This window comes from Aurantimicrobium minutum (assembly GCF_029893825.1).
In the GTDB taxonomy this organism is placed as follows: Bacteria; Actinomycetota; Actinomycetes; order Actinomycetales; family Microbacteriaceae; genus Aurantimicrobium; species Aurantimicrobium minutum_C.
This window is the reverse complement of sequence record NZ_JARXXV010000001.1, coordinates 1205052-1230716: the sequence shown is the minus strand read 5'-3', so window position 1 is coordinate 1230716 and position 25665 is coordinate 1205052. Positions and strand designations below refer to the sequence as shown.

Sequence of the window (25665 nt, the reverse complement as noted above, 5' to 3'; positions counted from 1 at the left end):
AACATGGCCGGCGAAACAGTCATCACCGTGGTGGGTAACCTCACGAGTGACCCCGAACTGCGTTACACGCAGAACGGACTCGCAGTCGCCAACTTCACCATTGCCTCTACTCCGCGCAATTTCGATCGCGCATCAAACGAGTGGAAAGATGGCGAGGCTCTCTTCCTTCGTGCCAGCGTGTGGCGCGAGTTTGCCGAGCACGTCGCAGGCAGCCTGACTAAGGGCTCTCGCGTCATTGCAACCGGTCGACTCAAGCAGCGCTCTTACGAGACCAAGGAAGGCGAAAAGCGAACCACGATCGAACTCGAAGTAGATGAGATCGGTCCTTCGCTTCGTTACGCCACGGCAACTGTGAGCCGCGCGGCTAACTCGGGTCGCCCAGGTATGCCTGCAGGCAACGACGAACCTTGGGGTTCGCCAACCGCTCCTGCAGCAGATCCATGGAACACCCCTGGTATCCCCGCTGACGATACGCCGTTCTAAGCATCCCTCTTGAGGTTCAGCACACGTTGAACCCCTTAAAAATTTACGAAAGTTAGGTAATCATGGCTGGAAAAGCTAGCGGCGGAGCCCGCAAGCCACTCCGCGGTGCAAAGGGCGCTAAGGCTCTCGCACCTGCGAAGGCTATCCGCGTTGGTGTGATCGACTACAAGGACGTCGCCACTCTTCGCAAGTTCGTTTCTGAGCGTGGAAAGATCCGCGCTCGCCGTATCACCGGTGTTTCTGTCCAGGAGCAGCGCCTCATCGCCAAGGCAGTTAAGAACGCCCGCGAGATGGCTCTTCTTCCCTACGCAGGCGCTGGCCGCTAAGGAGTCCCCACATGTCTAAGTTGATTCTTACGAATGAAGTCTCCGGTGTTGGTTCTGCTGGTGACGTTGTCGAGGTAAAGGACGGTTACGCACGTAACTACCTGGTTCCTCAGGGCCTGGCAGTTGTCTGGTCCCGCGGTGGCGAGAAGCAAGTTGAGCAGATTCGTGCTGCTCGCGTAGCTCGCGAACTCGCAACTCTCGAAGAGGCACAGGCCCTCAAGGCAAAGATCGAAAACAACAAGGTCAAGCTTGCTGTGAAGGTTGGCCGCGACGGCCGTCTCTTTGGTTCGGTCAAGACCGAGCACATTGCTGCTGCTGTTGAGAGTGCCGGTGTTGGCGCTATCGACAAGCGCAAGATCGAGATTGCAAACCCCATCAAGTTCACTGGTGAGCACGAAGCAACCGTTCGTCTGCGTGACGACATCGTTGCAACCATCACCATCCAGGTTGTTGCTGCAAAGTAATTCCTGAAAAGAACTCTCAAGGGCGGGAAGCGTATGCTTCCCGCCCTTTCTTGTTGCCTGAAATTGTCGTTATGTACTCCTGTATGGGGTACAACGCAAGAGGTTTAAGGGGTCAAATTTATACACACATGTATGAATTGTCCCCAAGCTTAAACACATGCTTGAAGGAAATTAATGTTCACACCTTGGGATAACTAAAATAGCTGTTCAGAATGAATTTTTTAGGTAAACTTTTTCCTCTATCCACAACTTAATCCCCAGCTTATGAACAGTCTCACCGGCGTTTCACAGGTTTCATGCACAGAGTTATCCACAGGACTATTTGCTGTGTATAGACCAACTTCCTAATCTTGGGATACACCTCTCATTAGGTCTCTACTCAGATCAATGTCAGAGGCTTGGATTATCTTCATTGCTATCCACCTGCCCAGAAATATAAGGAGTCGTGAGCATGTCTATTGCACACCTCGGTACTCCCGGCGACTCTCGCGAAAACTGGCAAGGCGAACGAACTCCTCCGCACGATCTTCTTGCGGAGCAAAGTGCTCTCGGCGGCATGCTGCTCAGCAAGGACGCAGTAGCGGACGTCGTCGAGATTCTTCGTGGGAATGACTTCTACATCCCTAAGCACGAGGTCATCTTTGACGCCATTATGTCTCTGTATTCACACGGTGAACCCACAGACGTCATTACCGTCACCGATGAACTCACCAAATCAGGTGAACTCGGCCGTGCTGGTGGTGCAGAGTATCTGCACACCCTCACTTCGCTGGTCCCCACCGCTGCAAATGCTGGCTACTACGCCAACATTGTTTCTGAACGAGCACTTTTGCGCCGCCTGGTTGAGGCAGGAACTCGCATCGTTCAGATGGGCTACGCCGGTGAAGGTGAAGCAGTAGACCTGGTCAACACAGCACAAGCAGAGATTTATCAGGTCACCGGTTCTGTCGAAACCGAAGATTACGTGCCACTGACGGATGCCGTGGACACGGCAATCCTTGAAATTGAGGCCGCGAAGGGTCGCGATGGTCAGATGACCGGTGTTCCCACCGGTTTCGCTGACCTGGATGAGCTCACCAACGGCTTCCACCCCGGTCAGCTCATCATCGTGGCAGCACGTCCTGCTCTGGGTAAGTCGACACTGGCGCTGGACTTCTGCCGTGCTGCCTCGATCAAGAACAATATGCCGGCAATCTTCTTCTCCCTCGAAATGGGTAAGTCAGAAATCGCAATGCGTTTGCTCTCTGCTGAAGCATCCGTTCCACTCCAGAACATGCGTAAGGGAACAGTGGACAACCGTGACTGGACCACGATTGCCAGCACACGTGGCCGCATCAACGATGCTCCGTTCTATATCGATGACAGCCCCAACATGACCTTGGTGGAGATTCGCGCTAAATGCCGTCGCCTCAAGCAAAAGGTTGGCCTGAAAATGGTTGTGATCGACTACTTGCAGCTGATGACCTCAGGCAAGAAGGTTGAAAGCCGCCAGCAAGAAGTTTCTGAGTTCTCACGTGCACTCAAGCTCATGGCGAAGGAGCTTCAAGTTCCCGTTATTGCCCTGTCTCAGCTCAACCGTGGTCCGGAACAACGATCAGATAAGAAGCCCGCAATCTCCGATCTGCGTGAATCTGGATCGCTCGAGCAGGATGCGGACATGGTTATCCTTCTGCACCGTGAAAGTGCATACGAAAAAGAGAACCCCCGTGCAGGTGAGGCAGACTTCATCGTTGCCAAGCACCGTAACGGTCCTACCGCCACAATCACGGTCGGATTCCAGGGTCACCTCTCTCGTTTTGCCGATATGCCTAAGGTTTAGCCGGGAAAACACCCCTGGTCGACGCCGTAGACTTGAACCGTGGCAATCGCTGAAAGTTCTCTTCCTCGTGTGGGCAACGCGCTTATTTTGCGCGCCATCCCCACACTCGTTGCTGCTGTGATCATTACGTTCACACGTAACCACGCAGCCGCAGTGGGACTGACCGTATTCGTCGGCTTTGCCTTTATCTTGGCTGCCACCATCATGTTCAGCGTGATGTCGATTCCTCTCGAAGGTCTCAATCGCACGCTCTTCGGCATCCAATCCATTGCCACTGTTGTGGCAGCAGCTGTTGCTGCCGCCACGCTCAATGGTGGTCTTCCCGCATTTTTACTGGTGCTGAGCATCTGGGCTGGTGTCTCTGCAGTTCTTGAGCTCTATGCCGGTTACCGCGAAAGCAATCGCACGGTTGCCAAGGAATGGCTCACCATCGGTGGTTTCACAGCCATCTTGGCCATTATTGAAGCAGTCATTCCCATGAATGACGTCTATGCCGTGGGCATCTTTGGTGCCTATGCCGCCATTGTTGGTGTGTATCAAGTCATTGCCGGCATCTCACTACGTTCCGAATCCACCTCAACGACAAAGGTTTCCTCATGAGCACCCCCACACTCCGTGACCGTCTCAAGCCAGTAGAGCTCCTCATCGTCTCTGCACTGTTGAGTATTTTCACCGGCCTTGTTGTGCTGATGTCCTCACGCGACCTGATTCTCAGCAGCATCTCTTTCGGAATCGTGTTTATTGTTTGCCTGGTGGCAATGGCCATGTTTGTTCTGGCAATCAAGCCCAACAAGAACGAACTGCTCGATATTGAAGAGCAGAACCATGAACCTGAGAAAACAGCACCTGAGAAGACAGGTCACTAAGACTTAACCAAGAATGCCCCTCACCTGAGGGGCATTCTTGATTGAACTTGCTTGAGGTCAAAACTAAGCGGTTCCAGAAAGTTCAAATACTTCAATTTCCCACCACTGAGACAGGGGAAGTTCACGGACCACTTCTAATGCAGCTTGATCAGTCTCGGCAAAAACGTCTAGAAAAACTTTTCCGCGAGGCACAGCCATCCGAATCTGGCCTAGTTGTCCAACTGTCTGCAATTCTGCGACTTTCAGTTTTTCTTCGGGTACAACACGAAGGACTTCCTGCATGTCCACGCCTTCGTGGAAAGTGCTGACGGCCATATATTGCTTCATTTCACGCACCTACTTCTTGTTTCGAATCGAAATAAACCATGCAAAACCAACAACAACATGCATTGCGCCAAGAGCAACTCCAGTTGCAGCATTCTGAGAAGCTATGTATCCACTTGGCGCCCCGGCGATGCTAAAGACCAATACGACCCATGAAGCTATTCCAATAACTCCTGGCCAACGCTTCGAGACAAGCCCAACCACAAGACCACCGAGGATCATCGGGACAGCGGTTGCTAGAACTACCAGCGGTAAACTGACAGTTGTGGGAAGACCAACTTGCCATGTTGCTGAAGCTGCTGAACCAATCAGGTAGATGACGATGTTTGCAAGTAAAGCAATTACAGTTCCGATAGCAACACGCTTCGTGCTTATTTGGAATTGATGGGACATTTTTCTCCAATGGGGATTAAGAAGTTCGGTAACAATGACAAATATAGTTTAGTAACTAAACTATCTACAAACTAAACGAAAGAATTCAATGTCCGAACAAGACGCGCTCAGCGAGGCCAGAGTTCTTTCGTATTTGCTTGTAGCGAGTTCTGACAAGGCAAAAGACCTTTTCGCAACTATCGCGAATGAAATGGATATTCCTGTTTCAGTTACTCGAGCCCTTTGCGCCATGGAAGGGCCAGCCCCCATGTCTGAGTTGGCATCACGGCTGAGGTGTGACAAGTCATACATCACACCTCTAGCGGATCAACTGGAGGAGATGTCACTCGTCAAACGAGTACCCGGTCCAGATCGCCGAGTCAAAATGCTGGAACTCACTCCACAAGGAATTGAGCTGAGAAACAGACTTGAAGCCCGCATTGCAGAACTCAGTCCAGCTATGAACTCTTTGACTGAAAGCGAACGTTCGGTCTTAAAAACCTTGCTTGAGAAGATTTCTTGAAACTGACGAGGAAACCGTGGTTACTTCAGGTAATCAACAAGGCCTGAAGCAAGGCCAACATAGCCAGCAGGAGTGAGCTCCAGCAGACGAGCCTTAGCTTCCTCTCCGATTTCTAGGCCAGAGACAAACGCAATCAGGTCTTCACGGCCAATGCGCTTACCGCGGGTGAGTTCTTTCAGCAGCGCATAAGGGTCGGAGATGCTCGAGCGTCCCGCAGCAACTTCAGCGCGAATCACGGTCTGAATGGCTTCACCTAGGATTTCCCAGTTGGTGTCGAGGTCGTGAGCTAGAGCGGCAGAGTCCAGATCAATCTCACTTAAACCACGGCGGATGTTATCCAGAGCCAAGAGAGAGTGACCATAACCCACACCCACGTTGCGCTGGGTGGTGGAGTCAGTGAGGTCACGCTGCAAACGGCTAGTGACCAGGGTTGAAGAAAGCGAGTCGAGAACTGCGCACGAAAGCTCGAGGTTAGCCTCTGCGTTTTCAAAACGGATGGGGTTGATCTTGTGAGGCATGGTGGAGGAACCAGTAGCACCGGCCTGAGGGATCTGGCGGAAGTAGCCCATCGAGATGTAGGTCCAGATGTCTGTGGCCAGGTTGTGAATCACACGGTTTGCGTGAGAAATACGAGTGTAAAGCTCTGCCTGCCAGTCGTGTGATTCGATCTGGGTGGTCAGGGGGTTCCAGGTCAGGCCAAGTGAAGTTACAAACTCTTCAGAAATCTGTGGCCAGTTCGCTGCAGGGTCTGCAGAGAGGTGAGCAGAGAAAGTTCCGGTTGCACCAGAGAATTTGCCCAGGTATTCCGAACCTTCAATTTGCTTCTGAATGCGCTCGAGGCGGTAAACAAAGACAGCCAGTTCCTTACCCATGGTGGTGGGGGTTGCAGGCTGACCGTGAGTCTTAGCCAACATTGCCTCGTCGCGGTATTGCAAAGCGAGTTCACGCAGACGAGCAATAACTGCCTGCAGGGCAGGCAACCAGATGTTCTTGGTTGCATCGCGCACGATCAGTGCGTAGGAGAGGTTGTTAATGTCTTCGCTGGTGCAGGCAAAGTGAGTCAGCTCAGCAATGTGGTCCAATCCAAGCTCAGAAAGCTTGGCGCGGACCAAGTACTCCACAGCCTTCACATCGTGACGGGTAGTTGCTTCCAGACGAGCGAGCTCGTCAATCTCAGCCTGACCAAAGTCAGAAACCAGTGCACGCAATGCAGCAACGTTGTCTGCACTCAATGGGCTGGTGCCAAACATGCTGTGGTTGGTGAGGTAGATCAGCCATTCCACTTCAACCGTGACACGAGCACGGTTCAGGCCTGCCTCGGAGAGGTATTCACCCAGAGGTGAAACGACAGCCTGGTAACGACCATCGAGTGGGCTAAGGACCTGTGTAGGAAGCGTCATGCTTCTATTCTCCCAAACAAAACAGCTATCCCTTCACAGGGCTAGACCCAACATTCACTCCACAAGATTGAGGTTTCACACAAACAGGGAACTGTTCTCCGGGCACAGTGTCTCGAATGTGGGAATTACAGGGATCAGGGGGCTTCACGCCAGCCGGGCGCAGCCAGTGGCTGGCGCTCGCCGATGCTCTCGATAGTGCCCTCGTCACAGTGAAGGTCGGTATTCCCGATCCCCTGTGGTTTGGCCCTTCACGCAGAAACTTTGATCACAGTGCTGAACATGTCATTTCGGTATTGCACACTGCCCGCTGGGAAGTCCTCTCGGCAGAGATGACACAACCGTGATGCGCGCAGGAACTGGCGCGGACACTATTGCCCTCGATGATTTATCGGGACGCCTGCATGCTCAACTGTGGAAGCTCGAGCATGCGCTCGAGCATGCCCGCGCCTTCTCCACCACATCACCCCAGGCTCAGCATGCATATCTGCAAGCAACGCGTGCCGTTCAACTACTTCGAGAACTCTCCATCGCAACGGCCGAGGGTTCCCGTCAATATGCGTTGAGGGAAAGCTATCTGCGACAGATTTCTGAAGATCTCAGTTCAACGTTGATGTGGAATCTGGGCAGAGCAATGCCTGTGTTGATTCATAGCTTTGGACCTGCGGTTGTGGGAGGAGTCGCCATTGTGTTGGCACTGGCAGCAGCACGGCGGCTGACCCCGGGCAGCCCATTTGATCAGTTCATTACTGCCCTAGAAAAGAAACTCCCAGACTCTGGCCAGTTCATGAGCCAACCCCTGGTGGTGAAGACCACAGCACACCTCGTCTCGGGTGCAGATGATTTGCTGGCTGGTGTGCTGGGAATGCCCCAACCAGCAAGGTCAGGTCCATTAGCTGGCGAGGACCTTGTTGCAACCGCCGTCATCACAGGATTAGGTGTGGTGGGTGCCACGGCACTGCAGGAAACCCCTATTCGCGTGCATCAAGATGCGGCAGGAAGCACCCCGCCTCCCCGGGGGTATCAAGATCTCATAGAGCGCATACCCCGAGCAGATGAGGGTGCTGCCCAGATCAGGATTGAGCACTACCCTTCAGGCTATGTGGTGTATCTCGGCGGCACCATCGATGCAGGAGTTCAACCCACTGGAGAACCCTGGGATATGACCAGCAATATCAGCGCCATAGCTGAGCTTGATTCTGGCAGCTACATCGCTGCAGAAGCAGCGATGCGGGCTGCCGGAATCACTGCACAAGACAACGTCATTTTGGTGGGGCATTCCCAAGGTGGTTTAGTCGCCGCACAATTAGCGGCTTCGGGTAACTACACCGTCAGTGACGTGGTGACAGTAGGTGCACCACTGCATCAGGTCGAGATTCCAGCAGAAGTGAATCTGATTGCGGTGGAGCATGCCGAAGACGTCATTCCGTCACTGAGCGGTGTTGCCACAACTGCAGCTGTTGCCTCTCATGTGACCGTGACAAGGTCGTTGTATTCAACTACTGCTGCGCCACGGGGTGAGCTCTTACCTGCACATAACCTCTCTCGCTATATCGAGACAGGTGCGGTGATGGACCGAAGTGGAGACAGCACAATTTCTGCTCAGCACAGGCGCATCACTTTCCTGACGCAGGGAGATGCCACCGTCACGCTGTGGCGTGCAGATCGCGTGAAGTAATTACTTCCCAGCAGCTGGGCGCAGAATGAGGCCCAGAACCCAGCTGACAATCGAGAGCACGATGGCAGCCCAGAAACCACCCCAGAAACTGGAGACCTCAAGGCCGTAACCAAAGCCCACAACCTGAGTCAACCAGGCAACGAACATAAGCATGAGGCCATTAACTACGAGAGCCATGAAGCCCAGAGTCAGCACAAAGATGGGGAAGGCCAAGAAGCGCAGCACGCGGCCGATGGTGCCGTTCACAATGCCGAAAATGAATGCCACAAACGCGAGGGTCAAAACAAAGCCCAGAGTTTGCTGGTTTTCCGGGATGATCCGCACGTTTTGAGGCATCAAAACGGTGGTCAACCACAGAGCAATGGCGTTAATAACGGTGGAAAGCAGAAGAGACTTCATATCTCCATTGTGGCAGGTGTGACTGATAGTTGGGATTCTCCTACGGTTTTCGAAAGAGATTGTAGAAGACCTACCAGTTCCGCGGGCTGTGACCGGATAGATTGGGTATATGGCCGATGAGACGTTAGATCCCATGGTGCAGTTCCTCACGCCCGAGGGACACTATGCCCCCAGCGCAAGCGCAGAAGAGTTTCTGCCCTATTTCCAGCGCCTGACTGAAGCAGACCACCGCAAGTTCTACCGCGACATGGTTGTGATTCGCCGCTTTGATACCGAAGCAACGAACTTGCAGCGCCAGGGCCAACTCGCTCTCTGGGTTCCCAGCCACGGCCAAGAAGGTGCACAGGTTGGTTCCGGGCATGCTGCCAAGGCTCAAGACCACATCTTCCCCGCTTACCGCGAGCACGCGATTGGCATGATTCGTGGCATAGATGTTGTGGACATCATCCGCGTCCTCAGAGGTTTGTCGCACGGTGGGTGGGACCCAACAAACCCTGCCTACAACAACTTCCACATCTACACGCTGGTTATCGGATCACAGGCACTGCACGCCACCGGATACGGCATGGGCATCAACTTTGATGGTGCAACCAACACCGGAAACACAGACACCGACCAGGCAGTCATTGTTTACTTCGGTGATGGTGCGACCAGCCAAGGAGATGTCAGCGAAGCACTCGTCTTCGCTGCGAGCTACCAAACCCCTCAGGTCTTCTTTGTGCAGAACAACCACTGGGCTATCTCAGTGCCGGTCAGCACTCAGGCACGCGTTCCGCTCTATAAGCGCGGTGAAGGTTTCGGCATCCCCGGTGTTCAGGTCGACGGTAATGACGTCTTCGCCAGCTATGCGGTTACCGCAAAGCAGCTCGATGACGCCCGCAGCGGTAAGGGCCCCAGCCTGATTGAGGCTCACACCTACCGCATCGGTGCCCACACCTCGAGCGATGACCCCACGAAGTATCGCACCGACGCTGAGTTGGAGTCATGGATTGCCCGTGACCCCATTACTCGCATGGAAGCGTTCTTGCGTAACTCGGGAGCACCACAGTCGTTCTTTGACGAGGTTCACCAAGAAGCAGCAGATTTTGCCAGCGATGTTCGTCGCCGCACGATTGAGCTTCCCAACCCCGAACCTGCCAGCATGTTCAACCACGTTTACTCAGACCCTCACCCGGTAATGGACGAACAGAGTGAGTGGCTTGCCAACTACGAAGCGTCTTTTGATGAGCAGGGAGGAGGCCACTAATGGCTATTGAAAACCTTCCTTTAGGTAAAGCAATCAACTTAGGTCTGCGCCAGGCCATGCTCAACGACCCCAAGGTCATCTTGATGGGTGAAGACATCGGAACCCTCGGTGGTGTCTTCCGTGTGACCGAAGGTCTCAAGCAAGAATTCGGTGCAGATCGTGTGCTCGATACTCCTTTGGCCGAATCGGGAATCGTCGGTTCAGCTATCGGTTTGGCCATGCGTGGCTACCGCCCAGTGGTGGAGATTCAGTTCAACGGTTTCGTCTACCCCGCCTTTGACCAGATCACCAGCCAGCTAGCCAAGCTGACCAACCGTCACGAGGGTGCCATGCAGTTCCCCGTCGTGATCCGCATTCCTTATGGCGGCCACATTGGTGCAGTTGAGCACCACCAGGAGAGCAACGAGGCATACTTCCTCCACACAGCAGGTTTGCGCGTGGTCAGCCCGAGCAATCCTCACGACGCCTACTGGATGATTCAAGAAGCTATCGCGTCGAACGACCCCGTCATCTTCTTCGAGCCCATGAGCCGTTATTGGCCTAAGGCAGATGTCGACACGTCGGCATCGAACTTCCCTCTCCACGCCAGCCGCGTAGTTCGCCAAGGCAACGACGTGACCGTCATTGGTCACGGAGCCATGGTGAGTGTTCTGCTGCAGGCAGCAGAGGTTGCCGCAACTGAGGGTATGAGCTTGGAAGTCATTGACGTTCGCTCGCTGTCACCCATCGACTACGCACCCATCTTGGAATCAGTTCGCAAGACCGGTCGTTGCGTCATTGCTCAGGAAGCCCCCGGCAATGTCAGCCTGGCATCTGAGCTGGCAGCAACCATTACTGAGAAGGCGTTCTACTCACTCGAAGCACCCGTGCTGCGTGTGGCCGGCTTCGACACCCCCTTCCCTCCAGCAAAGCTGGAAGCCATCTACCTACCCGACTCGGACCGCGTCCTCGACGCTGTCGACCGAGTGCTGAGTTACTAGGAGTGACCAGATGACGGTATCTAAGTTCTATCTCCCCGACGTTGGCGAAGGTCTGACCGAGGCAGAGATTGTCTCCTGGAAAGTGAAGCCAGGCGACTCGGTCGCCATCAACGACGTGCTCGTTGAGATTGAGACTGCCAAGTCTCTGGTTGAACTGCCGAGCCCCTATGAGGGTCAGGTGGGCGAACTTCTTGCCCAAGAAGGCGAAACCGTCGAGGTGGGAACCGCGATTATCACCATCACAACTGCAGGTGATTCGATGCTCACTGCCCCCACCCCCACCCTCGCCCAGGCAGCGATGGCGAACGAAGTGTTCGTCACCGATGCCAGCGAGGTTGCCGGAGCAAAGGATGCCAAGGAGGAAGCGTCCGGAAGTGTTCTGGTTGGTTACGGAGTTGGTGGACACGCTGCCACCCGCCGCCGCCGCGGCGGTAACGCTCCTGCACCAACCCCACCTGCTGCGCCTGCAGTGGTGACACCAGCTCCACAGGCTGTTGCAGCTCCTGCTGCTAAGCGCCCTGTTTCGCTTCCTGTGACCGAAGCTGTTCCGGTTATTGCTAAGCCACCGATTCGCAAGCTTGCTAAGGACTTGGATGTGAACCTCGCAGAGGTTCAGGCCACCGGTATTGCCGGAGAAATCACTCGCGATGATGTGATTCGTCACGCATCGCAGGCCTCGGTCTTCCGCAACATTCAAACCCCCGAATGGCCTGAAGAGCGCGAAGAGCGCATTCCGGTCAAGGGTGTGCGTAAGGCTATCGCCACCGCAATGGTCCAGAGCGCTTTCACTGCTCCACACGTGTCCGTCTTTGTTGACGTGGATGCCACTCGCACCATGGAGTTCGTCAAGCGTTTGAAGAACTCTCCTGACTTTGCTGGTGTAAAGGTGTCGCCACTGCTGATTCTGGCTAAGGCCATCATCTGGGCAGTGCGACGCAACCCCACAGTGAACTCCACCTGGACCGACAAAGAGATCATTGTTCACCGTTACGTGAACTTGGGTGTTGCAGCAGCTACTCCTCGAGGTCTCATTGTTCCTAACGTGAAAGATTCACAGGAGATGAGCCTGCTGGAGCTTGCCCAGTCTCTGGAGAAGCTCACCCTGGATGCTCGTGACGGTAAGACGTCACCTGCAGACATGGCAGGTGGAACGATCACGGTCACCAACATTGGTGTGTTCGGTATGGACACCGGAACACCCATCTTGAACCCTGGTGAAGTGGGCATTTTGGCGCTGGGAACAATTAAGCAAAAGCCTTGGGTAGTGGATGGCGAAGTTCGTCCTCGCTTTGTCACCACCTTGGGTGCCAGCTTCGACCACCGCGTAGTTGACGGTGACGTGGCAAGCCGCTTCCTGGCAGACGTAGCCAGCGTGGTTGAAGAGCCTGCGCTACTTCTCGACTAGAGCGAGTCGAAGAAGGCCACCCAGATGGCCAAGCCGACAATCATGATGCCGCCGGTGCCCTGAACGATGGCCAGGCGCTTGGGATCACGGGCAAACCAGTCGCGCGCTAAACCTGCACCGATGGCATACATCGAGTCGCTGAGCACACCCACGATTTCAAAAATTAAACCGAGAATAAACAGCTGCAACATCACGTTGCCCTGCTTCACGTCAACAAAGCCAGGAAGCACGGCAGTGAAGAACACCATGGTCTTAGGGTTACTAATGCCCACCAAAAAACCTTCACGCAAAGTCTTCAGCTTGGGCTGTTGAACACCGGAGGAATCAATATCGAAGCCGTGGTCTTTACGGTGACGGAAAGCTTGAATACCGAGATAGGCAAGGTAGGCAGCACCGGCATATTTGATGCCATAGAACAAGATTTCCGAACTAGCCACAATCGCGCCGAGACCCAGCACAACGGCAATTAACCAGACAGAAGTTCCGAGGGCATTACCCACCACAGTGAGAACACCGGCGCCCTTGCCCAAGGCAAGTGAGCGCCCGACCGCGAACATCACGGAAGGGCCGGGGATCAAAATGATCACCAGCGCCGCGATGCTGAACGCAATCAGGTTCTCAATAGGAGGCATAGCTGAAATTAGTTACTTTCGAGAACGGCCATAGCGGCGTTGTGGCCACCAATACCGGAGACAGCACCACCGCGACGAGCACCAGAACCACAGAGCAAAACACCTGGGTACTCCGTTGCCACACCCCAACGCTTGGCTGGAGTGGAGAGGTCATCACCGTCTTCAACCCAGGGCCAAGAGAGAAGTCCGTGGAAAATATTTCCACCGGTCATGTTGAGCGCGTCCTCGAGGTCGAGGGTGGTCTTAGTCTCCACACACAGCTCACCATTGGCATCGCGCATGAGCACGTCTTCGATGGGCTCAGCAAGAACGCTGTTGAGTGAGCGCAATACCGCAGCCTGGAGTTCAGCACGAACCGCGTCGTTGTTTTCGCGGTTGACGAGAGCATGTGGTGCGTGAATGCCAAACACGGTCAGGGTCTGTGCGCCAGAAGCACGCAGTTCGGGACCCAAGATGCTCGGGTCGCTCAGCGAGTGGCAGTAGATCTCGCAGGGCAGAGTCGACGGAACCTTTCCTGAGGAAGCTTCCTCAAATGCGGTCTGCAGCTGAGAGTACTTCTCGTTGATGTGGAAAGTGCCACCAAAAGCTTGCTCAGGAGTCACATTGGGATCAGCCAGCTTAGGCAAACGCTTGAGCAACAGGTTCACCTTGACCTGAGCACCCTCAGGGCGCTTCTCGGCAGGAAGTTCTTCACCCAACAGCTGAGCAAGTACCCACGGGGAAACGTTGGAAAGAACCCATGGCGCAGTCACTTCAGTGGCGACGCCATCCTTGCTATAGAAAACAGAGGCGGCTTCGCCGGCCTTCTCGGCAGGGGCAATGGCCGTCACTTCAGCTTCGGTGACGAGAGTCGCACCAGCTTCGCGCGCAGCGCGAGCAATCTCTCCCGAGACGGCACCCATGCCTCCAGTGGGAACATCCCAGTCACCGGTGGTGCCACCGATGACGTGATACAGGAAGCACCGGTTCTGATCCAAGCTCGCGTCGTGAGGGGCAGAGAAGGTTCCGATGATGCCGTCGGTGTAAGCAACACCACGGGCGATCTCGCCCTGAATGTCGCGTTCAATGACTTCGCCCAGAGGGCGCTCAATGAATTCATCCCACACAGCGTCATTACCAACGAGGGCCTTGGCCTCGGAACGGGTCACGAGTGGTTCGGTCACCGAAGGCCACAATGCTTGAGCCAAAGTAATGGTCTTGGCATAGAACTTCTCAAAGCCAGCAGCATCGGCACCTTCTCCAATGCGAGAGAAGGAGGAAGCAGTTGCGGCAGCATCCTGGTTATCCACCAGCAGACCCACTTCAGGGTTTCCGGGAACAGGAGTGTAGGAAGAGTAGCGACGACGGATCAACTTCACGTCGAGACCTAAGTCATCGATGATCTTCTGTGGCAGCAAGCTGACCAAGTAGCTGTAGCGAGACAGGCGAGCATCAACACCCTCAAATGCTTGAGCAGAAATAGCAGCACCACCGAGGTGGTCGCTTTTCTCCAGCACGAGAACAGACCGGCCAGTCTTTGCGAGATATGCAGCAGCGGTCAGACCGTTGTGACCACCACCGACGATGACGACGTCGTAGGCTTCTTTGCTCATACCCCCAGCCTAGCGGGGACGTTTGGCCACAAACTATTGGCGATAAATCAGACGTGACATCACGATAGAGGTTCTCGTGTGATCCACGTTGGGAGCATTGCGGACAGCCTCAAGTGCGTCTTCCAGGCTGGCAATGTTGTGACTGCGCATGTGAACTATCGCATCGGCACTTCCAGATACAGTTCCTGCATCAACCACGTCAGGAACGCCCTCGAGCAAACGGCGAAGTTCGTCAGGTGCAACGGTTCCTCTGCAGAATAACTCCACATAAGCTTCGGTCTCGAGGCCTTCGATTGAAGGGTCAACGTGGATAGTGAAGCCACGGATCACACCATCAGAAACGAGGCGGTCAACACGTCGTTTGACTGCGGAAGCAGAGAGCCCAATAACCCCACCAATGTCTCCATAGGCGGCTCGAGAATTCTGACGCAGCTGGTCAATGATGCGACGGTCCAAGTTGTCCATGAGATGAGCTTATAAGCGCGCTTGCTCTCAGGGGATGTTGGATTAGTCCTCCATCGAAACAGAGATTGTGATTACTCGACCAGCCGGAAGCTTGAAGTATTCCGATGCAGATTCAGAGTTTCTGTGCATGGCAGAGAAAATAAGGTCTTCAACCTTGTTGAGGTCTCCGTCATGTGGGTTGACGAACTTTCGCGTCGCCACGAAGTAGGTGGCTTCTTTCTCATCAAAGTGCTCGCGAATATGTTTGCTCCGAAGCGCCTTAGGCAGGTCAGTCAACTCCATAAATCCAGAAAATACAGTGACTCGAGCAAGGTACTCAGAGAGTTCTATGTATAGCGGCTTTTCTTTCGAATAGGGCTGCTCGGTAGTCACGACGTGAACCATAACAATCTTCTGGGGCATAGATTTCAGAGCACGAATTTGTGATTCGAGTGCCTGTGGAACCAAAGAAGGATTGGCGGCAAGATAAATGCCAACCGACGGGGTGACAGATATTTTCTTGGAGCTTCGAAGTTGATCGACTTTGTTCCAAGTCATGGTTTCGTTCGTCAACATTTCGTTGAGAAGGTATCTACCCTTGCGCCAAATCCACATGATTGACGCAACAACAAAACCGATCAGAAGTGGTACCCAGGCATCTTTGAAAATCTTCGTTGATGTTGACACCACAAAGGCGACGTCGATGACTAAGAAAACCGAAAGCAATGGAATCGCCAAATAGGGGCGCCACTTCCAATTTTCTAGCGCAATCCAGAACAACGCGATGGTCGTAATCATCATCGTTCCAGCAATGGCAAATGCATATGCACCGGCAAGAGCGGAGGAAGTTTCGAAGATGATTACTAAAGCGATTGCACCAATACCAACAATTGCATTCACAAAGGGAACATAGATTTGGCCCTCATGCTTGTGGCTGGTGTGAACAACTTTCATTCGAGCAATAAGACCTAAACGAATGGCCTGGCTAGCAATAGAGGCGACTCCGCTGATGAGAGCTTGTGAAGCGATGATGGTGGCAACTGTTGAAAGCAGAACTAAATAGATAACCCAGCCTTCATTTGGCGCAAGACCAAAGAAGGGGTTTTCTGCCATTTCAGGTTTCCGCAGCACCAGGGCAGCTTGTCCAAGGTAACTCAGCACCAAACTGATGTTTACAACCGCAAACCAGCTGATACGAATGGGTGATTTTCCAAAATGCCCCAGATCTGCATAGAGTGCCTCGGCTCCTGTAACCGCAAGAATAACTGAGGACATCACGATAAGAGTGAACCATCCATGGTTGCCAATGTATTCAATAGCAAATGCAGGATTGAGGCCAATGAAGGCTTCTGGATTTTGGACAAGTTGACTAATTCCAAACAGCGCGATGCTGATGAACCACAGCATCATGATTGGGCCGAAAATAGTCCCCATAAACCCTGTGCCACGGAACTGAAAAATAAAGAGGATCAGCAAAATTACAACTGTTGCAGGCACAGCGAACTGAGCTAAGTCAGGGTTGATTGTGCCAAGTCCCTCAGTTGCGGAAAGCACAGAAATCGCAGGAGTTAACAGCCCGTCGGCAAAGAGTAAAGATGCGGCCAAGAGCATCATAAAAACAATCGCTGCTTTGGGACCTTTTCGAGCTTCACGAATCCTCTGGGGAAGTAAAGCAAACAGCGCCAGTACGCCACCTTCGCCATGATTGTCTGCCCGAAGTACGACTAAGAGATATTTGATGCTTACGACTATGGTGAGAGTCCAAAAAATAAGCGAAACAATTCCTAGAACGTCATCTCTGGAAGCTCCTGCAGCATTGACCGACTCTTTGAAGGCATAAATCGGGCTTGTTCCAATGTCGCCGTAGACAACGCCGAGTGCGCCTAATGCGAGGAGCAATGTTCCTTTGGCAGATTTTCGGCTGGGAGATTGAATATTCATTTTGCCAATCGGGGTCAGGAAATATTTTGCCGACCAGACTTCCCGGCGCACCAGTGGATGACACTACTCTTATTCACTGTTATTTCAAACAAGCAAACGCCAACAGGGGAAAGACTTCGTCACAGAATAAAGTGGAGAGGTGAATACGCCCCTGCGAACCCGTCTGGCGATTTCTGCGGGCAAACTTGCTGCCACCGCTTCGCGGTTGGCTGGACGAGGCGAGGGCATGATCATTGGCGGCACTGTTGCCCTCAAACTTTCTCCCCACGCTCTTGAGGACTTAGCTCAAGGACGAGTTGCAGCCTTAGTTTCTGCCACCAACGGAAAGACCTCCACCACTCGTCTGCTTGCAACAGCAATGAGCCAGGGTGGACCAATCGCTTCGCCCACTACCGGGGCCAACATGACCGAAGGCGCTGTGTGGGCTTTGGCCACCGGCGCTCCAGGCGCTCAAGCAGTGCTCGAAGTCGATGAGGCATATCTGCCACGGATCGTGAAAGAGACGAAGCCGAAGGTTGTGCTTCTCGCCAACCTGAGCCGCGATCAGCTTGACCGCATGAGTGAAGTGGCGATGCTTGCGCGCAAGTGGCGCAAAATGATCGAAGAGAACCCCGAGGTTCTCATCATTGCTAATGCGGATGACCCCATCGTGGTCTTTGCTGCCGAGAAGACAAAGAAGATCGTCTGGGTTTCAGCAGGCCAGGCATGGACTGCTGACTCGTCAGTCTGCCCAGAGTGTGGAACTCTGCTTTCCCGTGATGAGAAGACCTGGAGCTGTTCGGGTTGCGGAAGAAAACGCCCCACCCCTTCATGGAACTTTGAGTGGAAGGCGGCACAGGGGAAGACCACCGCTACTGCCATTTCACCAACGGGTGAAAAGTTTGATCTCTCCGATCTGAACCTGCCTGGTCGTTTCAATGCCTCGAATGCCACCATGGCTTTAGCCGCGTGCAGTGAACTCGGATACAACTTGCCCAAGGCTGTGGAACTCATGTCCACCGTTTCGGCAGTATCTGGCCGCTATGCGGTTGTTCAATCGGGTGCGCTGAAGGTGCGACTGCTGTTGGCTAAGAACCCCGCGGGCTGGAGTGAACTGCTCGACATCATGCCCCCAGCACCTACACCGGTGATTGTCATGATCAACTCAAACAGTGCAGATGGCCGCGACCCTTCCTGGCTCTGGGATGTTCCTTTTGAACGTTTGGCAGGACGCACGGTGATCGCGTCCGGCAATCGCCGCCGCGATCTGGCCGTGCGATTGCTCCACGCCGGTGTTGATTCTGTCGTGGTGGAAGACCCGTTCGCTCCTGATGCTGATCTTCCTGACAGCGTTCGCGCTATTGACGTCATTGACTGCGCTGCAACCTATACAGCGTTCCAAAAGATTCGCGTGGGTGCACTTGAAGGCGAGGTGGACGCATGAGTAAGACCGTCAAGATTGCGTCGATCTATCCCACGCTGCTCGGCACTTATGGAGATGGCGGAAATGTGGCGGCGCTGCGCCACATCGCTGCGCTCCACGGCATCACTGTTTCGGTTGAGGAAGTTTCTCCCGGCAACAAGGTTCCTGCGAATGCAGATATCTATGTCTTAGGTGGTGGTGAAGACACCGCGCAGTCCGCTGCCGCAGCTGCGCTGCACGCCAGCGGTGCGCTCGCCGAAGGCGTGAAGAATGGTGCTGCTGTGCTGTCTATTTGTGCCGGCTACCAAATCTTGGGCCACACGTTCCTTGATGCTGAGGGCAAGCCTTCGGCAGGTCTTGGCCTGCTTGATGTCACTACCGACCGCTTAGAGAAGCGTGCGGTGGGAGAGCTTGTGGCACACCCACTGTCTTCAGGACCTGCAGGTATTTCTGCGGTGCTGACCGGGTATGAAAACCACGGTGGTTTCACTCACCTCGGTTCTGGGGTTGAACCATTTGCGTCCGTCACCTCCGGGATTGGTAACGGCGACGGCACTACCGAAGGTGCGATCAATGGCCGCGTCATTGGCACCTACCTGCACGGGCCCTGCCTGGTTCGTAACCCTCAGGTTGCCGAACAACTCCTGAGCTGGGCAATTGACCGTAAGCTCGAACACATCGTCGAGGCTGAAGTGGAGGCGCTGCGCAAGGAGCGTCTCGATTTTGTGACAAAGAATAGGTAATCCCATGTCGACAACTGCTCCAGTTCAGCCTGAGAAAACCTTCTTCGGTCAACCCCGTCAACTCACCACCATCTTTGGTGTGGAGATGTGGGAGCGCTTCTCCTTCTACGGCATGCAGGGCATCTTGCTGCTCTACATGTTCTACCCCGTGGCTAAGGGTGGCCTCGGTATCGACGTTAAGGTCGCTACCGGAATCGTGGGTGCTTATGGCGGTGGAGTGTATCTGGCCACCATCTTGGGCGCATGGTTAGCAGACCGGCTCTTCGGCAGTGAACGAGTCCTGTTCTATGCAGCCGTGATGGTGATGTTTGGTCACGTGGCACTGGCGGTGCTTCCCGCCTATGCCGGGCTGACCGTTGGTCTGATTCTGATTGCAATCGGCGCCGGTGGCGTCAAGGCCAACGCGACGAGCATCGTCGGTCAGCTCTATGCCCCAGGAGATGTTCGCCGTGATGCTGGCTTCTCTCTCTACTACCTCGGCATTAACTTAGGTGCTTTTGTGGGTCCGCTCGCAACCGGTTTCTTGCAGACCACCTATGGATTCCACTGGGGCTTCGGTCTTGCTGCAGTGGGTATGGCTGCGGGTCTGATCCAGTACACCATTGGTCGCCGCAAGCTTCCGCCCCAGACTCGTGTAGTTCCTAACCCACTTCCCTCCAATAAAAAGTGGCTGGTTGGTTTACTCGCGCTCGCCGGTGTCGCTCTCATTGCTCTTCTGGTGTTCTCCGGAGTTATCACCAGCAGCAACCTTGCCACGGTGATCATCATTGTGACCGCAGCTGCAGCAATTGCCTACTTCATCGTGATTCTGGGCAGCAAGCTAATTACGCCGATTGAACGCAATCGCGTGCTGGCCTTCATTCCACTCTTCATTGCGTGTGCCGCTTTCTGGTCTCTGTATCAGCAGCAGTTCACTGTGGTCACGGTCTTTGCCAACGACCAGCTGAACCTGAGCATCTTCGGCTGGGACATGCCTGTTTCCTGGGTGCAGTCGATCAACCCCGTCTTCATCTTGGCTCTCTCGGGTGTCTTTGCAGCACTGTGGACCAAGTGGGGAACCAAGCAGCCCAGCACTCCGGTGAAGATGGGCCTCGGAACAATTGTGATGGGCGTGGCATTCCTGCTCTTCCTCACCGTTTATAACGCAGCACCCCACACCGCACCTCTTCTGGCCTTGGTGGGAATTCTCTTCGTCTTCACCATTGCTGAACTGCTGATTTCACCAGTCAGCCTCTCGGTGAGCACCAAGCTGGCACCGACTGCCTACCGCACCCAAATGGTTGCTCTGTTGTTCCTCTCCAGCGCATTGGGCACGGCAATGTCTGGCCAGCTTGCTGGTTTGTATGACGAGAAGCACCCAGAGCTGAACTTTGATTACTTTGCCTACTCTGGTCTTGCGGCCATTGGACTCGGTATTGTGCTCTTACTCATTCGTAAGTGGGTATTGAAGCTGATGGAAGGCGTTCGCTAATGATCACCACCGAGTTCACTGACTCCCAGGGCGTTGTCATTGTCTATGACGTGTACTCGGTTCCGAACCCACGTGCCGTGGTCCAGATCATGCACGGCCTTGGAGATCACGCAGGTCGCTATGCCCACGTGGCAGCTGCCCTGAACTCTGCTGGCTACTCCGCCTATGTTCCAGACCAACGTGGCCATGGCCGTACCGGTGTGAAGCAGTTCGGTGGCGACTTGTCCAAACTCGGCAAGTTAGGCCCTGGCGGTTTCCGTGCTGCCGTGGCCGACTTCACCGAGATGACCAACATCATTCGTGCTGAGAACCCTGGAGTTCCCATTGTTCTACTTGGCCACAGCATGGGCTCTTTGATGGGCCAAGTGCTCATTAATGACCACGCGGCAGACTATGCCGCTGTGGTGTTCTCGGGAAGTGCATATCGCCAGCCAGGTTCGATGAATGCCGGCAAGCTCAACAAGCGCTTCGATGCACCCGGCTGCACAGGACACGAGTGGCTCAGCCGTGACCCTGCGGTCTGGAAAGCATTCAAGGAAGACCCCTGGACTTTCGAAGCTGACACTCTCAAGCTTTACGGTGTTGCCGATGGCCTGCGATTATTTGGCAAGCCTGCCAAGGACATGGCTCAGGTTCCACTTCTGATGATTGTGGGAGAAGATGACACCTTGGGTGGAAAACCCAGCAACATCAAGCTTGCTGAAAGCTATATCGAACGAGCTGGTCAAACCGATGTGACGCTGGGTATTTATCCAGAGGCTCGTCATGAAATCTTCAATGAGACCAACAAAGAAGAAGTCATCGACGACATGATCTCGTGGATTTCGGAACGAGTCGCGTCCTAACTAGACAATGCGGCAGGTGTTGCCCAGCTCTGCGTCGACACCACCTGAGCGTGCCTTCTCGACATAGTTGGGGTGGAGATCCAGCCACTGGGTGACAAACCAGCACCCTGAGGTGACCTTCTTGTCTGTGGTGGCGATGATGTCATCGATAGTGCGACGAACCAGCACAGCACCCAAGCCCTCATTGCGATGAGCAGGGTCAATGAAGGTGCCCGTGATCATGATGTCACCCTCACGGGAGACGTAGTGGGCAACACCCACTTCCTTGTCATCACTCAAAATGACATAGCGGCTTTGTCCGGGCTGGTGGACTACTTCAGTGCTCATAGAACGAGCCTAGGACGATTACTGCGAGAATGGGCACGTGAGTTTTGGCACTGGTCGCGTAATCGAGGGAAACAACCTCGACGTCTTGGCGACCCTGCCGGATGAATCTGTCACGCTGATTTATATCGACCCTCCCTTTAACACCGGGCGTGAGCAATCACGCAGCAAGGTGACCTCGGTCCTTGCCGCGGATGATTCCACTAAAGGTTTGGTGGGCTTCAAAGGCAAAAGCTATGAGCGCACCCGCAGCGACCTCATGAAATATGACGATCGCTTCGATGACTACTGGGCTTTCCTAGAGCCTCGCTTGCGTGAAGCATGGCGTCTGCTTGCCGATGATGGCACGCTCTATCTTCATCTCGACTACCGCGAGGCCCACTATGCCAAGGTGATGCTCGATGCTCTCTTTGGTCGTGATTCGTTTATCAACGAGTTGATCTGGGCTTATGACTACGGTGCTAAGGCGAAGGGCCGCTGGCCAGCAAAGCACGACACCATCTTGGTTTATGTGAAGAATCCTAAGAACTACTACTTCAACTCAGAAGAGGTGGACCGCGAGCCCTATATGGCTCCGGGTCTCGTCACCGCGGAGAAGGCTGCCAAGGGCAAGCTTCCTACCGATGTGTGGTGGCACACCATCGTCTCGCCCACGGGCAAAGAGAAGACCGGCTACCCCACCCAAAAGCCTGAAGGAATTCTGCGTCGAATAATCCAGGCGTCTTCTCGCGAGGGTGACACCGTGCTGGACTTCTTTGCCGGCAGCGGAACAACAGGTGCTGTTGCCGCTTCCTTAGGCCGTCATTTCATCTTGGTTGATCAAAACCCCGAAGCGCTCGCCGTGATGCGCTCGCGCTTTGCACCGCTTGAAGGAGCTGTTCACTTTGAGTAATGCTGAACTTCCCCGGACAGAAGAGCTTCGAGTGAAGCGCATTCCTGAGAAGCAGGTCTTTGATCGAGACGCACTGAATGCTCTCCTCGATGATGCCATTGTGGGTCACGTTGCGATTCTGCGCGGAGACCAGCCCGTTGTTCTCCCGGTGGGTATTGGCCGCGACGGTGACACCTTGCTTATTCATGGCTCCACTGGCTCGGGGATCTTCCGCGAGATGGCGGACGGACGTCCGCTCTCGATCGCGGTGACCTTGCTCGATGGCCTGGTTTATGCACGCTCAGCTTTTGAAAGCTCCATTCACTATCGCTCTGCCGTAATCATGGGTAGTGCAACTGTGGTCGAAGGCGATGAGAAGCTCGAAGCCCTCGCAATCTTGACCAACCACATGATGCCCGGACGCTGGGACGAGGTTCGAGAGACCACGAAGAAGGAACTGGCAGCCACCATGGTTTTGCGCGTTCCGCTCGAGCGAGCCAGCGTGAAAGTCAGTGCCGCACCTCCAGACGAATTCGAAGATGACGGCGATGACCGCTCTATCTGGGCGGGCGTGCTGCCACTTCGTGTAGTGGCTGGCGAGCCTTACGCCTCCGAGATGACTCCAGAGGGAACGCCTGTTTCACCCTCTGTGATTGCACAGGTTCAACGCTTAAGCTGAAGTAGTCGAATCCCTCCGCAACAGGTGAAAAACGAGGTAAGAGAAGTCATGAACGATAACGACGAATTTGAAGTAGATGACGAGGTTCTTGAAACTGCAGCCGGTGGGGTTGTATTACATAACCTTCTGAACTCACCGCCGCAACCGAACTACACTGTGAACGAGACAATTTACTTCCAATCAACCATCACGGACACGGTTTCTTAGGAGAGCATAATGACTGAATACCCAGATGAACTAGAAATCGAAGACGAGGCTCTAGAGCTTGCCGCAGGTGGCGGTGTTCAATCCAATCCTTCTTCTAATTCGATTGGTATGGACCCGATAACCTTGCCTGGCGGATATACGGTAGACCCCACCACAGGGCAAGTAACTCCTCCACCTGTATCTTCTCGACCGACTCGCTGAAGGCAACAGCCTGGGATCTCCCAGAGCTACTTGTTAGAGCACCTTGTGAAGAGTTATGCAGCCAACTGAAACTAGAAAGTCTTGAATTAGAAGTACTTGAAGTGAATACTCGTTTTGAGATTCTCTGGTTCTAGGGCATTCACAAAGAGTTAAGGTTATTAAGTGCAGGAAAACGATGAAGAATTTGAGCTTGATGATGACGCACTCGCGCTAGCTGCGGGCGGCCTTGCACCATCTCAAAGGCGGAACCAGGACACTGGTCAAAGTGGTGATGTAATTTATCCAATAGCTACCATTCCTGCCGTCTCTAACTTCTCTACACATCACATAGATGCCCCCGCTTACTGATTGACAATCAATAGGCGGGATTGAGGAAAAGCTTATGCATGATGACAACGATGAAGTAGAGCTTGATGATGACGCACTTGCACTTGCTGCGGGTGGTGTTGCACCATCAAAAGGGGGCGCCAAACCTGTCTTGGACCCTTCTCAAATAGCTGATCCAGTTGTTACAGTCTCCGTGACCACTGTCATCTCAAACTTCAGTGATCATTACCTAGATCATGTCTAACCTGACTTGGTTTTAACTTCCCTAACACGCAAAGAGGTTTACCTAATGGGCGATGACAAAGAATACGAACTAGAGGACGACCAGTTAGCAATTGCTTCGGGCGGAGGAGCAGTTTCAGATCCTGAACCTAGTGATGCTACAAATGCAACCATGATTGTGTATGCGTCGACTTTTATACCCTTTGATTCATCCTTTTAGGAAAAGGATGAGGAAAGTATTCTGCCGCAGATGTATTTTCCTCAGTCAGCCAAGTCGGTAATGAGAAAGTATGTCTGAGCAAGATTTCGAAGTAGGGTTAGGTCATGAATTTTGAAGATGAACTTGAAATTGAAGACGAGGCTCTAGAGCTAGCCTCAGGTGGAACAGGGCCTGGCACTATTATTACTAATTCGCCAATAACCACGCCTGGCGGTGGTACCTACGACCCCACCACAGGCCACTTAACTTATCCGATTACCGGCGTCTAGACTCTCTAGAGTTAGCAGCTGATGTGGCGGGGCTCCAAGCCACCAAAGCACAAGCACTGTTGTGATTAAATTCACTTTTCCCAATGTCACACCCGGGACATGGTCGTTCACACCTCATTATTCACTGACAGAAGTCGCACCAATTTTCTGAGATAACGTGAAATAGCACTTGTTCTGAAGTCAAGAATTTATTGAGCTACAGTGAGACTGATTGAGTTCCATTCTTGGATGTTAAGGAAAGTGCATGTCAGAAGATATCGACAATGAAGTTGACGTAGATGACGGGTCGCTAGCTCTAGCTGCAGGTGGAATAAAGATGATGAATTCTCCAACAGACCCACCCCCAAGCTACAACTATTCCCAAAACGCCACCATCTACCACTAGGCCTGATAGCAACTTGTTGGGCTAGTGCTAAAGAAATTTCTGAGGATCCAAATGACTACTGAACCAACTTCTGAAAACGAAGAAATTGAACTCGATGACGATGCTTTAGAGATTGCATCCGGAGGATCTTCCGGAGAAATTTTTCCTGGTGGCAGTCAGTCTCAACCATCGAACCCTGTGTCTTTTAACCCGGGTTTGCCTTCCGTCACTGCTCCTGTAACTAACTTTGCTCCGCACCATATGGACCTCATACAGCCCGGTCCTACCCTTTCTCCGCATGGTCCTGTGGGATAGTAAATCGATTTAGCGCAGTTACGCGGCTGTTCATATTCAGCTGAAATAGTGGAGACTATTTGGACATTTGTCCAAGATTTTACTTAACCACTCTTATCTCATCGCCAACTGAGGGAGAAATGCTCATGAGCAAAGATCTAACTCCAGACAATGAAGAAATCGATGTTGATGACGAGATGCTCGAGACAGCAGCTGGTGGCTTAGTGAACTACAACTTACCCAACCATCCACCGACAAATACCACCTACACTTACAACGAGACAATCTATTTCTCGTGAAGAGCTGATAGTGATTCAGCAAGGTGGGGATTGATT

35 protein-coding genes are annotated in these 25665 nt (G+C 53.5%); 26 read left to right on the top strand and 9 right to left on the bottom strand.

Going from position 1 to position 25665, the window contains the following annotated elements; all coding sequences use genetic code 11:
• Positions 1 to 3 precede the first annotated feature (3 nt).
• From M2120_RS06000 to M2120_RS05975, 6 genes are all read left to right on the top strand, one after another.
• Positions 4 to 483, top strand: a complete 480-nt coding sequence (locus M2120_RS06000; protein ID WP_280797807.1) for a single-stranded DNA-binding protein — start codon at positions 4 to 6, stop codon at positions 481 to 483.
• Positions 484 to 545: 62 nt separating this feature from the next.
• Positions 546 to 809, top strand: coding sequence for a 30S ribosomal protein S18 (gene rpsR / locus M2120_RS05995; RefSeq protein WP_280797806.1), 264 nt, complete (start codon positions 546 to 548; stop codon positions 807 to 809).
• Positions 810 to 820: 11 nt separating this feature from the next.
• Positions 821 to 1273 carry a 50S ribosomal protein L9 gene (gene rplI / locus M2120_RS05990; RefSeq protein WP_280797805.1) on the top strand — a complete coding sequence of 151 codons (453 nt, stop codon included), beginning with the start codon at positions 821 to 823 and terminating at the stop codon, positions 1271 to 1273.
• A 451-nt stretch (positions 1274 to 1724) separates the two neighbouring features.
• A complete protein-coding gene (gene dnaB / locus M2120_RS05985; protein WP_280797804.1) occupies positions 1725 to 3092 on the top strand; it encodes a replicative DNA helicase in 1368 nt (455 codons plus the stop codon).
• Positions 3093 to 3131: 39 nt separating this feature from the next.
• Positions 3132 to 3692 (top strand): DUF308 domain-containing protein, encoded by a 561-nt coding sequence (locus M2120_RS05980; RefSeq protein ID WP_280797803.1) that lies wholly within the window; start codon positions 3132 to 3134, stop codon positions 3690 to 3692.
• Entirely contained in the window at positions 3689 to 3958 is a 270-nt protein-coding gene (locus M2120_RS05975; protein WP_280797802.1) for a hypothetical protein, read from the top strand. The genes M2120_RS05980 and M2120_RS05975 overlap by 4 nt, the downstream gene beginning before the upstream one ends.
• Before the next feature lie 63 nt (positions 3959 to 4021).
• Here M2120_RS05975 and M2120_RS05970 read toward each other — a convergent pair whose 3' ends face one another.
• A complete protein-coding gene (locus tag M2120_RS05970; RefSeq protein WP_280797801.1) occupies positions 4022 to 4285 on the bottom strand; it encodes a hypothetical protein in 264 nt (87 codons plus the stop codon).
• 9 nt (positions 4286 to 4294) lie between these two features.
• Complete coding sequence (locus M2120_RS05965; RefSeq protein ID WP_280797800.1) at positions 4295 to 4675, bottom strand: DUF6069 family protein; 381 nt, start codon at positions 4673 to 4675, stop codon at positions 4295 to 4297.
• An 88-nt stretch (positions 4676 to 4763) separates the two neighbouring features.
• Here M2120_RS05965 and M2120_RS05960 point away from each other — a divergent pair, with 88 nt between their 5' ends.
• On the top strand, positions 4764 to 5177 hold the full coding sequence (locus tag M2120_RS05960; protein ID WP_280797799.1) for a MarR family winged helix-turn-helix transcriptional regulator: 414 nt from the start codon (positions 4764 to 4766) through the stop codon (positions 5175 to 5177).
• Positions 5178 to 5197: 20 nt separating this feature from the next.
• Here the strand turns inward: M2120_RS05960 and purB are convergent, their stop codons facing one another.
• Entirely contained in the window at positions 5198 to 6577 is a 1380-nt protein-coding gene (gene purB / locus M2120_RS05955; RefSeq protein ID WP_280797798.1) for an adenylosuccinate lyase, read from the bottom strand.
• 116 nt (positions 6578 to 6693) lie between these two features.
• Here purB and M2120_RS05950 point away from each other — a divergent pair, with 116 nt between their 5' ends.
• Positions 6694 to 6921 carry a hypothetical protein gene (locus M2120_RS05950; RefSeq protein ID WP_280797797.1) on the top strand — a complete coding sequence of 76 codons (228 nt, stop codon included), beginning with the start codon at positions 6694 to 6696 and terminating at the stop codon, positions 6919 to 6921.
• Positions 6921 to 8252, top strand: a complete 1332-nt coding sequence (locus M2120_RS05945) for a hypothetical protein (protein WP_280797796.1) — start codon at positions 6921 to 6923, stop codon at positions 8250 to 8252. The genes M2120_RS05950 and M2120_RS05945 overlap by 1 nt, the downstream gene beginning before the upstream one ends.
• On the opposite strand, the gene M2120_RS05940 is transcribed toward M2120_RS05945, so the two are convergent.
• The gene (locus M2120_RS05940; RefSeq protein ID WP_280797795.1) at positions 8253 to 8651 is read right to left on the bottom strand and encodes a phage holin family protein; all 399 of its coding nucleotides are present in this window, start codon (positions 8649 to 8651) and stop codon (positions 8253 to 8255) included.
• 109 nt (positions 8652 to 8760) lie between these two features.
• On the opposite strand from M2120_RS05940, the gene M2120_RS05935 reads away from it, so the two are divergent.
• The 3 genes from M2120_RS05935 to M2120_RS05925 are packed head-to-tail and all read left to right on the top strand — an operon-like array spanning position 8761 to position 12282.
• Complete coding sequence (locus tag M2120_RS05935; protein ID WP_280797794.1) at positions 8761 to 9897, top strand: thiamine pyrophosphate-dependent dehydrogenase E1 component subunit alpha; 1137 nt, start codon at positions 8761 to 8763, stop codon at positions 9895 to 9897.
• Positions 9897 to 10877: an alpha-ketoacid dehydrogenase subunit beta gene (locus M2120_RS05930; protein WP_280797793.1), complete on the top strand. Its 981-nt coding sequence runs from the start codon at positions 9897 to 9899 to the stop codon at positions 10875 to 10877. The genes M2120_RS05935 and M2120_RS05930 overlap by 1 nt, the downstream gene beginning before the upstream one ends.
• 10 nt (positions 10878 to 10887) lie before the next feature.
• A complete protein-coding gene (locus M2120_RS05925; protein ID WP_280797792.1) occupies positions 10888 to 12282 on the top strand; it encodes a dihydrolipoamide acetyltransferase family protein in 1395 nt (464 codons plus the stop codon).
• On the opposite strand, the gene M2120_RS05920 is transcribed toward M2120_RS05925, so the two are convergent.
• From M2120_RS05920 to M2120_RS05905, 4 genes are read right to left on the bottom strand one after another with little or no spacing between them, the layout of a single operon-like run.
• Positions 12279 to 12914 (bottom strand): LysE family translocator, encoded by a 636-nt coding sequence (locus M2120_RS05920; protein ID WP_280797791.1) that lies wholly within the window; start codon positions 12912 to 12914, stop codon positions 12279 to 12281. The two genes, M2120_RS05925 and M2120_RS05920, sit on opposite strands and share 4 nt — an antisense overlap.
• Before the next feature lie 8 nt (positions 12915 to 12922).
• The gene (locus M2120_RS05915) at positions 12923 to 14506 is read right to left on the bottom strand and encodes a phytoene desaturase family protein (RefSeq protein ID WP_280797790.1); all 1584 of its coding nucleotides are present in this window, start codon (positions 14504 to 14506) and stop codon (positions 12923 to 12925) included.
• 33 nt (positions 14507 to 14539) lie between these two features.
• On the bottom strand, positions 14540 to 14971 hold the full coding sequence (locus M2120_RS05910; protein WP_280797789.1) for an Lrp/AsnC family transcriptional regulator: 432 nt from the start codon (positions 14969 to 14971) through the stop codon (positions 14540 to 14542).
• Between the two features lie 42 nt (positions 14972 to 15013).
• On the bottom strand, positions 15014 to 16891 hold the full coding sequence (locus M2120_RS05905; RefSeq protein WP_280797788.1) for a potassium transporter Kup: 1878 nt from the start codon (positions 16889 to 16891) through the stop codon (positions 15014 to 15016).
• A gap of 139 nt (positions 16892 to 17030) precedes the next feature.
• Here M2120_RS05905 and M2120_RS05900 point away from each other — a divergent pair, with 139 nt between their 5' ends.
• Genes M2120_RS05900 through M2120_RS05885 form a run of 4 tightly spaced genes read left to right on the top strand, consistent with a single transcriptional unit; the run spans position 17031 to position 21352 of the window.
• On the top strand, positions 17031 to 18314 hold the full coding sequence (locus tag M2120_RS05900) for a Mur ligase family protein (protein WP_280797787.1): 1284 nt from the start codon (positions 17031 to 17033) through the stop codon (positions 18312 to 18314).
• The gene (locus tag M2120_RS05895; protein ID WP_280797786.1) at positions 18311 to 19036 is read left to right on the top strand and encodes a type 1 glutamine amidotransferase; all 726 of its coding nucleotides are present in this window, start codon (positions 18311 to 18313) and stop codon (positions 19034 to 19036) included. Before M2120_RS05900 ends, M2120_RS05895 begins: the two co-directional genes overlap by 4 nt.
• Positions 19037 to 19040: 4 nt before the next feature.
• Positions 19041 to 20507, top strand: coding sequence for a peptide MFS transporter (locus M2120_RS05890; protein ID WP_280797785.1), 1467 nt, complete (start codon positions 19041 to 19043; stop codon positions 20505 to 20507).
• Positions 20507 to 21352 carry an alpha/beta fold hydrolase gene (locus tag M2120_RS05885; RefSeq protein WP_280797784.1) on the top strand — a complete coding sequence of 282 codons (846 nt, stop codon included), beginning with the start codon at positions 20507 to 20509 and terminating at the stop codon, positions 21350 to 21352. Before M2120_RS05890 ends, M2120_RS05885 begins: the two co-directional genes overlap by 1 nt.
• Here M2120_RS05885 and M2120_RS05880 read toward each other — a convergent pair whose 3' ends face one another.
• The gene (locus tag M2120_RS05880; RefSeq protein ID WP_280797783.1) at positions 21353 to 21679 is read right to left on the bottom strand and encodes a GNAT family N-acetyltransferase; all 327 of its coding nucleotides are present in this window, start codon (positions 21677 to 21679) and stop codon (positions 21353 to 21355) included.
• A 37-nt stretch (positions 21680 to 21716) separates the two neighbouring features.
• Here M2120_RS05880 and M2120_RS05875 point away from each other — a divergent pair, with 37 nt between their 5' ends.
• The 10 genes from M2120_RS05875 (at position 21717) to M2120_RS05830 (ending at position 25629) form a co-directional block, all read left to right on the top strand.
• Positions 21717 to 22568 carry a DNA-methyltransferase gene (locus tag M2120_RS05875; protein WP_280797782.1) on the top strand — a complete coding sequence of 284 codons (852 nt, stop codon included), beginning with the start codon at positions 21717 to 21719 and terminating at the stop codon, positions 22566 to 22568.
• Positions 22561 to 23226 carry a pyridoxamine 5'-phosphate oxidase family protein gene (locus M2120_RS05870; protein WP_280797781.1) on the top strand — a complete coding sequence of 222 codons (666 nt, stop codon included), beginning with the start codon at positions 22561 to 22563 and terminating at the stop codon, positions 23224 to 23226. Before M2120_RS05875 ends, M2120_RS05870 begins: the two co-directional genes overlap by 8 nt.
• Positions 23227 to 23274: 48 nt before the next feature.
• Entirely contained in the window at positions 23275 to 23433 is a 159-nt protein-coding gene (locus M2120_RS05865) for a hypothetical protein (protein WP_280797780.1), read from the top strand.
• A gap of 9 nt (positions 23434 to 23442) precedes the next feature.
• The gene (locus tag M2120_RS05860) at positions 23443 to 23634 is read left to right on the top strand and encodes a hypothetical protein (protein WP_280797779.1); all 192 of its coding nucleotides are present in this window, start codon (positions 23443 to 23445) and stop codon (positions 23632 to 23634) included.
• Between the two features lie 382 nt (positions 23635 to 24016).
• The gene (locus M2120_RS05855) at positions 24017 to 24205 is read left to right on the top strand and encodes a hypothetical protein (RefSeq protein ID WP_280797778.1); all 189 of its coding nucleotides are present in this window, start codon (positions 24017 to 24019) and stop codon (positions 24203 to 24205) included.
• A 45-nt stretch (positions 24206 to 24250) separates the two neighbouring features.
• Positions 24251 to 24403 (top strand): hypothetical protein, encoded by a 153-nt coding sequence (locus tag M2120_RS05850; protein ID WP_280797777.1) that lies wholly within the window; start codon positions 24251 to 24253, stop codon positions 24401 to 24403.
• Between the two features lie 104 nt (positions 24404 to 24507).
• Positions 24508 to 24672: a hypothetical protein gene (locus tag M2120_RS05845; protein ID WP_280797776.1), complete on the top strand. Its 165-nt coding sequence runs from the start codon at positions 24508 to 24510 to the stop codon at positions 24670 to 24672.
• A 244-nt stretch (positions 24673 to 24916) separates the two neighbouring features.
• Positions 24917 to 25057 (top strand): hypothetical protein, encoded by a 141-nt coding sequence (locus M2120_RS05840; RefSeq protein ID WP_280797775.1) that lies wholly within the window; start codon positions 24917 to 24919, stop codon positions 25055 to 25057.
• 51 nt (positions 25058 to 25108) lie between these two features.
• Complete coding sequence (locus M2120_RS05835) at positions 25109 to 25351, top strand: hypothetical protein (protein ID WP_280797774.1); 243 nt, start codon at positions 25109 to 25111, stop codon at positions 25349 to 25351.
• A 125-nt stretch (positions 25352 to 25476) separates the two neighbouring features.
• On the top strand, positions 25477 to 25629 hold the full coding sequence (locus M2120_RS05830) for a hypothetical protein (RefSeq protein WP_280797773.1): 153 nt from the start codon (positions 25477 to 25479) through the stop codon (positions 25627 to 25629).
• Positions 25630 to 25665: the final 36 nt, after the last annotated feature.